Annotated in this window: 11 protein-coding genes; 3 read left to right on the top strand and 8 right to left on the bottom strand. The window is 19.0% G+C overall.

Annotated elements, in window-relative coordinates; all coding sequences use genetic code 11:
• Nucleotides 1-55: 55 nt before the first annotated feature.
• Nucleotides 56-376 (bottom strand): heat shock protein HspQ, encoded by a 321-nt coding sequence (gene hspQ, locus GJT96_RS00105; RefSeq protein WP_169780234.1) that lies wholly within the window; start codon nucleotides 374-376, stop codon nucleotides 56-58.
• Between the two features lie 236 nt (nucleotides 377-612).
• Between hspQ and alr the strand changes: the two genes are divergently transcribed.
• Complete coding sequence (gene alr / locus GJT96_RS00110) at nucleotides 613-1,689, top strand: alanine racemase (RefSeq protein WP_169780235.1); 1,077 nt, start codon at nucleotides 613-615, stop codon at nucleotides 1,687-1,689.
• Between the two features lie 46 nt (nucleotides 1,690-1,735).
• On the opposite strand, the gene metG is transcribed toward alr, so the two are convergent.
• From metG to ftsY, 6 genes are all read right to left on the bottom strand, one after another.
• The gene (gene metG, locus GJT96_RS00115; RefSeq protein WP_169780236.1) at nucleotides 1,736-3,367 is read right to left on the bottom strand and encodes a methionine--tRNA ligase; all 1,632 of its coding nucleotides are present in this window, start codon (nucleotides 3,365-3,367) and stop codon (nucleotides 1,736-1,738) included.
• 28 nt (nucleotides 3,368-3,395) lie between these two features.
• Nucleotides 3,396-3,929: a metal-dependent hydrolase gene (locus GJT96_RS00120; RefSeq protein WP_169780237.1), complete on the bottom strand. Its 534-nt coding sequence runs from the start codon at nucleotides 3,927-3,929 to the stop codon at nucleotides 3,396-3,398.
• A 30-nt stretch (nucleotides 3,930-3,959) separates the two neighbouring features.
• Nucleotides 3,960-5,900: an exoribonuclease II gene (locus tag GJT96_RS00125; protein ID WP_169780238.1), complete on the bottom strand. Its 1,941-nt coding sequence runs from the start codon at nucleotides 5,898-5,900 to the stop codon at nucleotides 3,960-3,962.
• Between the two features lie 42 nt (nucleotides 5,901-5,942).
• Nucleotides 5,943-6,461: a single-stranded DNA-binding protein gene (gene ssb, locus GJT96_RS00130; protein WP_169780239.1), complete on the bottom strand. Its 519-nt coding sequence runs from the start codon at nucleotides 6,459-6,461 to the stop codon at nucleotides 5,943-5,945.
• A 77-nt stretch (nucleotides 6,462-6,538) separates the two neighbouring features.
• Entirely contained in the window at nucleotides 6,539-7,420 is an 882-nt protein-coding gene (rpoH, locus tag GJT96_RS00135; RefSeq protein WP_169780240.1) for an RNA polymerase sigma factor RpoH, read from the bottom strand.
• A gap of 57 nt (nucleotides 7,421-7,477) precedes the next feature.
• Nucleotides 7,478-8,431, bottom strand: coding sequence for a signal recognition particle-docking protein FtsY (gene ftsY, locus GJT96_RS00140; protein WP_169780241.1), 954 nt, complete (start codon nucleotides 8,429-8,431; stop codon nucleotides 7,478-7,480).
• A gap of 118 nt (nucleotides 8,432-8,549) precedes the next feature.
• On the opposite strand from ftsY, the gene rsmD reads away from it, so the two are divergent.
• Nucleotides 8,550-9,131, top strand: coding sequence for a 16S rRNA (guanine(966)-N(2))-methyltransferase RsmD (gene rsmD, locus GJT96_RS00145; protein ID WP_169780242.1), 582 nt, complete (start codon nucleotides 8,550-8,552; stop codon nucleotides 9,129-9,131).
• 14 nt (nucleotides 9,132-9,145) lie between these two features.
• On the opposite strand, the gene GJT96_RS00150 is transcribed toward rsmD, so the two are convergent.
• Complete coding sequence (locus GJT96_RS00150) at nucleotides 9,146-9,397, bottom strand: sulfurtransferase TusA family protein (protein WP_169780243.1); 252 nt, start codon at nucleotides 9,395-9,397, stop codon at nucleotides 9,146-9,148.
• Between the two features lie 108 nt (nucleotides 9,398-9,505).
• Here GJT96_RS00150 and recA point away from each other — a divergent pair, with 108 nt between their 5' ends.
• The gene (gene recA, locus GJT96_RS00155) at nucleotides 9,506-10,504 is read left to right on the top strand and encodes a recombinase RecA (RefSeq protein WP_169780244.1); all 999 of its coding nucleotides are present in this window, start codon (nucleotides 9,506-9,508) and stop codon (nucleotides 10,502-10,504) included.
• Nucleotides 10,505-10,516 lie beyond the last annotated feature (12 nt).

Genomic DNA, 10,516 nt, shown 5'->3' on the forward strand with positions numbered 1-10,516 from the left:
TTTAGAATATTTAAAATAATATAAGTAAGTAAAAAATAATTTTATTTTACTTATATTAATTTCTTAATTTAGGTGTTATTAATTGTTTTTTGATTGAATCAGACAATTCATCTAATAATGAATTTTCTGGATGTTCATTTTCTAAAGGTTCTCCTGATAATTGTACTTCTGCTAAATATGTATGTATAGGCTGTCCTGTATCATCTTCCATTACTACATGATACCATGGTTTATTACGTAATTTTATATTTTCTATAACTTCATTAATTTTAGGATTACTTAAAGAATATTCAGGATCAACATCAATTATAACTCCTAAAAAACCTAATAATTTATGTCTTACTTGTTGACCAATACTAAATTTACTGGTAATCATATTAAGATCCTTCCTAAAATATACCTAAAATATATTAAAACTTTAGTTTAATTATATAATAAATCTTTTATAAATTAAATATTAATTTAAAGTTAAATATATAAAATTTTATATTTTCTTGAATTTTTTTATTTTTTATATAAAATATATATTCATTATATTAAATAATATTAGAATAAATTTTTTATAAAAAATATTAAATATTAAAATTTTACTTTAAAAAAAATAAATTATATATGGTTAGACCAATTTCAGCAATTATTGATACTAATGCATTAAAAAATAATTTAAAAATTATTAAAAATATTGCATTTAAATCTAAAGTTTGGTCTGTTTTAAAATCAGATGCTTATGGTCATGGTATTAAAAATATATATTCATGTATTAGTTATAATAGTGATGGTTTTGCTGTTTTAACATTAGATGAAGCTATATTTTTAAGAAAAAATGGCTGTAATAAACCAATTCTTTTATTAGAAGGTTTTTTTAATAAAAAAGAATTATTTTTTATTTATAAATATTCATTAACTATTACTTTACACAGTAAATGGCAATTAAATGAATTAATAAAATATAAATCAAAATATCCTATTAATATATATATTAAAATAAATAGTGGTATGAATAGATTAGGATTCCCTACAAAAAAAATTAAAAAAATAATACATATTATTAAAAATAATATTAATATTTCTAAAATTAGTTTAATGACTCATTTTGCAGAAACAACAATTAATTCCAATTTTATAGAAAAACAAATAAATAATATAAAAAAATATATTAATTATCATAATTTTTCATGTTCATTTGCTAATTCTGCTGCTGTATTATGGCATAAATATACCCATTATGATTGGGTAAGAACTGGAATTATTTTATATGGAGCTTCTCCAACTGGAGAATGGAAAGATATCGCAAAAATAAAAATTAAACCAGTAATGACATTAAAAAGTAAAATTATATCTATACAAAAAATATATCCAGGACAAATTATTGGTTACAATTGTGAATATTATTCAAATAAAAAACGTAAAATTGGTATTATAGCATGTGGTTATGCAGATGGATATCCTAGGAACATAAATAATAAAACATTTGTTTTAGTTCAAGGTATTAAAACAAAAATATTAGGTAATATATCTATGGATATGATAGTTATAGATTTATTAAATATTCCAACAGCTAAAATAGGAAGCTCAGTAGAGCTATGGGGTAAAAATATTAAAATAGATGATGTAGCTAAATCAGCAAACACTATTGGATATGAACTAATGTGTTCATTATCAAAAAGAGTACCTAGAATTCTAAAATAAATTTTATTATATAATAATAAAAACATCAAAATATATATTTATATTTTTATATTATAATATTCTTTATATTTTTAATATTTATTCTAGTAAATAATGGTTTAAATTTATTAATCTTTTGATTAATTAAAGGGTTTTTAATATTATGAAAAGATAATTTATTTCTTAAAAAAAATTCAGTTTTTTTAGACAAAATAGGCATAATTGGTTTTAAATATATCATAATTACACGAAACATATTAATTCCCATAGAACAAACATTATGAACTTTTTTTTTTTTTGAATTATCTTGTATTAATAACCAAGGTTTATATTTATCAATATAAGAATTAGCTATATTTGATAAAATTATAATTTGTTTAATAACATGACTATATTTACGTTTAAAAAAATAATTATGAATAATTTCAGATTTTTTAACAAATTTTAAATATAATATAATATCAATTTTACTAGATAAATTATCATTAAAATAATTATTAATAAAATATGCATTTCTTGAAGCTAAATTAATAATTTTATTCACAATATCTCCATTAATTTTAAATGTAAAATCATTAATATTTAAATCAATATCATTAATATTAGATGATAATTTAGAAGCATAATAATAACGTAAACTATCAGAATCTATAAATTTTAACCATTTTTTTGCAGTAATAAAATTTCCTCTAGATTTAGACATTTTAAATCCATTTAATGTTACATGACCATGAACAAATAATTTAGTAGGTTTTCTAAAATTTATACCTTCTAAAATAGCTGGCCAAAATAAACAATGAAAATAAATTATGTCTTTTCCAATAAAATGATATAATTCTGTATTAGATTTTTTACACCACCATTGATAAAAATTTAATTTTGAATATTTATCACATAAATTTTTAAAAGTACTTATATATCCTATAGGTGCATCTAACCAGACATAAAAATACTTATTAATAGTCTTAGGTATTTTAAAACCAAAATATGGTCCGTCTCTAGTAATATCCCATTGTTTTAATCCTAAAAAAAACCATTCTTGAATTTTATTTCTAATATTATGATCTAATACATCAGAATTAATCCATTTTTTTAAAAAATTATTAAATTGAGGTAAATCAAAAAAATAATGTTCAGAATTACATAATATAGGTTTTTTTTTAGATAAAATAGAAATTGGATTAATTAAATTAATAGAAGAATAAGTTGTACCACAATTTTCACAATGATCACCATATTGATTAATAGATTTACAATTAGGACATGTTCCTTTTATAAATCTATCAGGTAAAAAAAGATTATATTTATAATCATATAATTGTTTAATAATTTTTTTTTTTATAAAATTTTTTTTTTTTAAATGATTAAAAATTAATTTAACAAAAAAAAAATTTTCAATACTATTTGTAGTATAGTAATTATCATAATCAATATGAAAATTTTTTAAGTCTGAAATATGTTCATTATATATTTTTTTAATTATTTTTTCTGGATTAATATTTAACTGTTTAGCTTTTAGCATAACAGGTGTTCCATGGGCATCATCAGCACAAATAAAATATACTTCATGACCACACATACGATTATACTTTACCCAAATATCTGCTTGTATTTGTTCTAACAAATGACCTAAATGAATACTCCCATTAGCATATGGTAATGCACATGTAACTAACATTTTTTTTTTTAGGGGGGACATAATATTTTTTACATATATTTAATATAAATTAAAAATTATTTTTATTTAGAAATTTTATTATAATATTATTACAAATAGGATACAATAAATATATAGAAAGTATTAAATATAAATAACAAAAAATATCTTCTTTAATAAATTTATTTGTGATAAGAGGTAATTTAAATTTTTTTTTATATGGCCAAAATAAGGGTACTCCTAATGGAGTTAATATATCTGCTATAATATGGCTACAATACCCTATAAGTAATCCTATTTTCATATCAAAAACATGTATTAACTTTATATTAATAAAAAAAATCATAAATCCAAACATTAATATAAATAATAAACTATGTGTAAATCCTCTATGTCCAAATAGCTTATTAATTAAATATGATATAATTTTAATTTTACGTCCTAAAATAGATTTAGGATTATCAATATCAGGTAATAAGCACGTAATAATAGAAGCAGGAATAATACGCCACCAATCATCATGATACATCATATTAGAAAAAATAAAATGTTGTATTAAAATACTGCTAGATATAGCAAATATTATATGTCCTTTAACTGTCATATAAACCTTATTTTAGATAAATTAAAAATTTTAAATTATTTTAACAATAATACTATTAATACTAATTTCTTTTATAATTACTTTAACTTTATCAGTTATTTTATATAGAATTCTTTTTTTATTAAAAACAATTCCTTTTTCTTTATTAAGAATAATATCATCTATATTATTACATAAAAATTTTTTAGGAACAAATGCATATGCACCATTTTTAATTAATCTTACTTTTATATAAAAAAAAGATATATCAATAATTTCTGAAATAAAAATTTTATTATGTATTGGTATTTTTTTAAAATATTGAAAATATAAAAAATTTGATAAATCTTTTTTTACTTGCTTATTTAAATAACGTTTTTGATTCATTTCAATATGAATATTATTTAAAGGTTTTTCTATTAAAAATTTTTTTTTATAAATAATTGATTTAATTAATCGATGGTTAATCATATCACCAAACTTTCGTATAGGAGATGTCCATGTTGCATATCTTTTTATTCCTAAAGCAAAATGAGGTCCAGGTTTTATACTGAATAAAGAAATTAATTGATACTTTTTAATTCTATTTAAAACAAGTGGTAATTTTAAATTATTTAATTTACGAAAAATATTTTTATATCCTTCCAATGTCATTAAATAAGATTTATTACATTCAATATTATGTTCTTTTAATAATTTTATTATTTTATTAAGTTTATTTATATTAAAACCATAATAAATATTGTATATTCCAAAACTTGAATTTTTATATAAAAAATTAGATGCACATATGTTAGCTGTAAGCATAATAGTCTCAATCATTTTGTGAGCTATTCTTTTTTTTTCGATTATTATATCTAATATATTTCCTTTTTTTCCAAAAATAAATTTATAATTAATATTATTAAAATTTGTAATATTTTTAATATTCCATTTTTTACGGTATAAATAAAATCTATATAAAAAAAGTATTTGTTTCTTTATTTTATTATTATTTGGTTTCCATTTTCCTATTTTTTCCATCCAATTTGAAACATCATCATAATTTAATTTTGCATTTGATTTTATCCATCCTGTAAAAAAAAATATCTTTTTAGATAAAAAACCATCTTGATTAATAATCATTTTACAAATTAAAGCTGGTTTTTTTTTTTGAAAATTTAAAGAACATAAATTCTCTGATAATATTTTTGGTAATAAAGATACTGTTAATCCAGGCAAATAATTAGTAAACATTCTTTGTGAAGCTATTTGATCTATTAAACTATTTTGCTCAATATAAGCAGTAGGATCAGCTATAGCTACATAAATTAATAGTTTTTTTTTAGATAATTCTTCAATATACAATGCATCATCTATGTCTTTAGTATCTTTATTATCTATTGTAATAAAACATAATTTAGTTAAATCTTCTCTATATATTTTTTTTTCTAAAAATTTTATTTTTTTACATAAAGAATTACTAGGAGAATCAATAGATAAATTATATTTTAATAAAATATTCCACCATGGTAATAAATATTTATTATTTATTGTTATAATATCTGTTATTTCAGCTATAAAAATATTTTTTCTTCCATTTAAAGGATGTTTGATAATTTTAGCTATTACTTTGTCATTATTTTTTAAATCTTTTAAAAAATTTTTTTTTATAGAACATTTAATAATATTTTTACATAAAATTTTTTTTTCTGGAATTATATAAATAACATTATCCTTTTTTTTTATTTTTCCTTGAAAAATATTAATATTAGATTTTAATAATTTTATTGGTATAATTTTAATTAAATTATTAATATCATTTCTAGCTAATATATAATCTCCTTCCATTACATATTTTAAATACATATCAGAAATATGATATATATTATTTTTATCTGTTTCTAAAATTCCTAATTTTTTGTTAAAAATTTTAACATAACCCTTAATAAGGGGTAAATTTTTTGCAAATTTTTTTTTTAATTGTAAAAGTAATGTGTTATTATAAAACATAGGTAAAATTTTAATTTTTAATAAAATTAAAAATATTTTAAATTAAAATGGAATATCGTCTTCAAAATCAAGAATATTTTCATTCTTATTAACGGAAGATAATTCACTATTATTATTTTCTACTAAATTAGATTTATTTAATTTTTTATTCCAAATATTTTTATTTTCTATAGATTTTTTTTCTTTATTTAAAATCGTATTATTATTACGTAAATTATTTAATATTTGCATAGTTCCTCCTACACTTACAATAATTTCAGTTATATAATTATCTTGTCCATTTTGATTTTGCCATTTTCTTGTTTGTAAAAATCCTTCGATATATATTTGAGATCCTTTTTTTAAATATTCATTAGAAATTTCTGCTAATTTCCCAAAAATTACTATTTTATGCCATTCAGTTTTTTCTTTATTTTCTCCTGTATTTTTATCTTTCCAAGAATCTGAGGTTGCAACTATAATATTAACAACAGGATTACCATTCGGCATATAACGTATTTCAGGATCTTTACCTAAAAAACCTACTATAATAACTTTATTTATACCTCTTTTACCAGCCACTTTTATTCTTCCACTAAAAAATAATATTACTTATCATTAATTTTATTATTACATAAATTTAATAAGAAAAATATAAATTATATTAGAAATAAATTTTCAATAATATAACGTAACTTCTTCATTGCATTTTTTTCTAATTGTCTTATACGTTCTGCCGATATACCATAGTATATCGCTAATTCTTGTAATGTAATTTTTTTTTTATTTTTATTTAACCATCTAAGATTAATAATATTACGACTACGATAATCAAGTTTTAAAAGTGCTTTATATAATTTATTTGAAAGAAATCTATTCCAATTATCTTTTTCAATTATATTAGCAAAATTAGAATTATAATCTTTTAAAAAGATATTTTTATTTATATTTTTATTTTTAATGTTTTCTTTAATATTAAGATTATCATTCACATCTTGTGCCGACATACGTTTTTCCATTTCACATACATCTTTAATTGAAACTCCTAATCTTTTAGCAACTATTTTAATTTCATTTTGATTAAACCAACCTAATCTTTGTTTTGCTTTACGTAAATTAAAAAATAATTTTCTTTGTGCTTTTGTAGTCGCTACTTTAACTATACGCCAATTACGTAAAACATATTCATGTATTTCAGCTTTAATCCAATGAATAGCAAATGATACTAAACGTACACCAATTTCTGGATTAAATTTACGTACAGCTTTCATTAATCCTATATTACCTTCTTGAATAAGATCTGCTTGTTGTAAACCATATCCAGAATAATATTTAGCTACATGTACAACAAATCTTAAATGTGATAAAATTAATTTTTTAGCAGCTTCTAAATCACCTTTATAGTATAATTTTTTAGATAATTTTTTTTCCTCTTTAGAGGTTAATATTGGATAATTATTAGTATTATAAATATAAGAATCTAATGTTCCTATGAAGATATTAGATGTTCTTAAATTAGAGGTAAATATATTTTTATACATTAAATCCTCCAAAGAATAAATATTATTTATATAATTTTAACTAATTTAAAATAATAATTAATTATTTATAAAAATAGCATTTATAAAATTTTTTGCATTAAATAGATGTAAATCAGTAATTTTTTCACCTGAACCTAAAAATCTTATCGGAATATTAAACTTATTTGCTAAAGAAAAAACTACACCACCTTTTGCTGTACTATCAATTTTAGTTATTGTAATTCCTGTTATTCCTATATTATCATGAAATATTTTAAGTTGATTAATAGAATTTTGTCCAATATTAGCATCTAAAATTAACATAACTTCATCAATAAGCATATTATTATTTTTTTTAATTACACGTGTAATTTTTTTTAATTCTTTCATTAACATTACATTATTATGTAATCTTCCAGATGTATCTGCAATTAAAATATCAATATTTTTTTTTTTAGAATAAGAAATCGCATCAAAAATAATAGCTGAACTATCTTTTTTTTTGTTGTTTTCTAATAAGAAACTATGACTTCTTTTACTCCAAATAGATAATTGTTCATAAGCACCTGCTCTAAAAGTATCTCCAGATACTAAAACTACAGATTTTTTTTGTTTATAAAAATAATATGCAAGTTTTCCTATTGTTGTTGTCTTACCTACTCCATTTATACCTATTATTAATATTATAAAAGGTTTTTTATTTTTAATTATTAAAGGAATTTCTACTGGAAGTAATATTTTAAACATTTCATTTTTTATATAATCATATAATTTACAAGAATCTTGAATTTTATTTTTTTGTGCATATTCTTTTGTTAAATTACAAATTTTATTTGTAGTGTGTATATCTATATCAGAAGTTATTAATGTTTCTTTTAATTTATTAAATAATTCTCTATCAATAATATTTTTTTTTTTAAAAAGATTAATAATTTTTTTACTAAGATCTTTAGTAGTTTTAATTAAATTTTTTTTTAAAAAACTAAAAAAGCTATGTTTTTTTTTTATATTAAAATCTTGTTTATTTATCATTTTTCTATAGAATATATAAAATCTTTATTATTAAATAATTAATTTTATTATATCATTATAATAATATAATTAAATTGAAATTAAAAGTAATTCATATTTTAAAAATTTTATATAAATTATGAAAAAAAAAAAAAATCTTAATTTTGTTAAAATTATTGCAGGAAAATGGAAAAATAAAAAAATAAAAGTAGTAAATAATAAAATATTAAAACCTACAATGAATTTTATTCGTGAAAATTTATTTAATTGGATTATGAATGATAATTATTTTAATTGTTTAGATTGTTATGCAGGAACTGGTATTTTAAGTTTTGAAGCTATTTCTAGAAAAAATATTTATTCAGCTACTTTAATAGAAAATAATAAAAAAATATTTCAGCAATTAAAAAAAAATATCTATTTTTTAACAAAAAAAAATATTTCTTTAATTTTTAATAATACTATAAAAGTTTTATCAAAAAAATCTAATATACAATATGATTTAATTTTTATTGATCCCCCATTTTGTCAAAAAAATATTTTATTAGAAAAAACATGTATTTTATTAGAAAAAAATAATTGGTTAAAAAATAATACAAAAATTTTTATTCAATATAAAAATAAAAGTAAAAAATTATTTTTATCTAAAAAATGGATTAAATATCGACAAAATAAATTTGGTATTGTAACATATCTATTATATAGAATAGAGTATTCTTAAAAAAGATAAAATTGTTATTTTTTTTGTATTAAAAAATAATATGATATTTTGTTTATTTTTTTTTTAATAATATTAAATTTCATAAAATAACAAAAATTTTTGACATCTATATTAACGATTTTATCATTAGTAATGATAATTACAGTTTCTTTTTTTTTTATTTTGAGTAATTTTTTTTTTATCATTATAATTGTATTTGGACATTGTAATCCTCTTATATCTAAAACATAATTTACATTTTTATAAAAATTTTCTTTTTTAAACATTTTGAATATATTATTAATATATAAATTAATATGAATTATTTTATTATAAATAAAATAATTTTTTTGTAAAATTCATAATTAAATTTATTATTAAATAAGGTATATATTATGAATTTAGAAAAAAAAAAACAAATAGCTCTTGAAAATGCTATTACACAAATAGAAAACCAATTTGGTAAAGGTTCTATTATGAGGTTAGGAGATAATAGAACTATGGATATAGAATCTATATCTACAGGATCTCTTTCTTTAGATAGAGCTTTAGGTATCGGTGGATTACCTATTGGTAGAATAGTGGAAATATATGGTCCTGAATCTTCTGGTAAAACTACTTTAACATTACAAATTATTGCAGAAGCTCAAAAAATGCAAAAAATTTGTGCATTTATTGATGCTGAACATGCATTAGATCCTTTTTATGCCAAAAAATTAAATGTTGATATTAATAAATTATTATGTTCTCAACCAGATACAGGAGAACAAGCATTAGAATTATGTGATTCATTAGCTAAATCAGGTATTATAGATGTTATTATAGTAGATTCAGTAGCTGCTTTAACTCCAAAAGCTGAAATAGAAGGAGAAATAGGGGATTCACATATAGGTTTAGCAGCAAGAATGATGAGTCAAGCTATGAGAAAATTAGCTAGTAATTTAAAACAAACAAATACATTATTAATTTTTATTAATCAAATAAGAATGAAAATTGGTGTTTTGTTTGGTAACCCTGAAGTAACAACTGGAGGTAATGCTTTAAAATTTTATGCTTCTATTAGATTAGATATTCGTAAAATAGGTAATGTTAAAATTGGAGACGATATAATTGGTAGTGAAACTAGAGTAAAAGTTGTTAAAAATAAGGTTGCTGTACCTTTTAAAGTAGCTGAATTTCAAATTATTTATGGTGAAGGTATCAATATTTATGGTGAATTATTAAATTTAGGAGTAAAAGAAAAGATAATTGAAAAATGTGGTTCATGGTATAGTTATCAAAATGAAAAAATTGGTCAAGGAAAAATAAACTCTATAAATTTTCTTAAAAACAATAAAAAAAAATCAATAGAAATAGAAAAAAAATTAAGAAAAATTTTTTTTAAAAAAAAATAATATAAACATATA

It is taken from the genome of Enterobacteriaceae endosymbiont of Donacia piscatrix (genome assembly GCF_012569525.1).
In the GTDB taxonomy this organism is placed as follows: Bacteria; Pseudomonadota; Gammaproteobacteria; order Enterobacterales; family Enterobacteriaceae.

Bases quoted from the DNA above. Each gene is read 5' to 3' on its own strand.
- hspQ (WP_169780234.1), bottom strand. From the start codon at position 376: ATGATTACCAGTAAATTTAGTATTGGTCAACAAGTAAGACATAAATTA.
- alr (WP_169780235.1), top strand. From the start codon at position 613: ATGGTTAGACCAATTTCAGCAATTATTGATACTAATGCATTAAAAAAT.
- metG (WP_169780236.1), bottom strand. From the start codon at position 3,367: ATGTCCCCCCTAAAAAAAAAAATGTTAGTTACATGTGCATTACCATAT.
- GJT96_RS00120 (WP_169780237.1), bottom strand. From the start codon at position 3,929: ATGACAGTTAAAGGACATATAATATTTGCTATATCTAGCAGTATTTTA.
- GJT96_RS00125 (WP_169780238.1), bottom strand. From the start codon at position 5,900: ATGTTTTATAATAACACATTACTTTTACAATTAAAAAAAAAATTTGCA.
- rpoH (WP_169780240.1), bottom strand. From the start codon at position 7,420: ATGTATAAAAATATATTTACCTCTAATTTAAGAACATCTAATATCTTC.
- ftsY (WP_169780241.1), bottom strand. From the start codon at position 8,431: ATGATAAATAAACAAGATTTTAATATAAAAAAAAAACATAGCTTTTTT.
- rsmD (WP_169780242.1), top strand. From the start codon at position 8,550: ATGAAAAAAAAAAAAAATCTTAATTTTGTTAAAATTATTGCAGGAAAA.
- GJT96_RS00150 (WP_169780243.1), bottom strand. From the start codon at position 9,397: ATGTTTAAAAAAGAAAATTTTTATAAAAATGTAAATTATGTTTTAGAT.
- recA (WP_169780244.1), top strand. From the start codon at position 9,506: ATGAATTTAGAAAAAAAAAAACAAATAGCTCTTGAAAATGCTATTACA.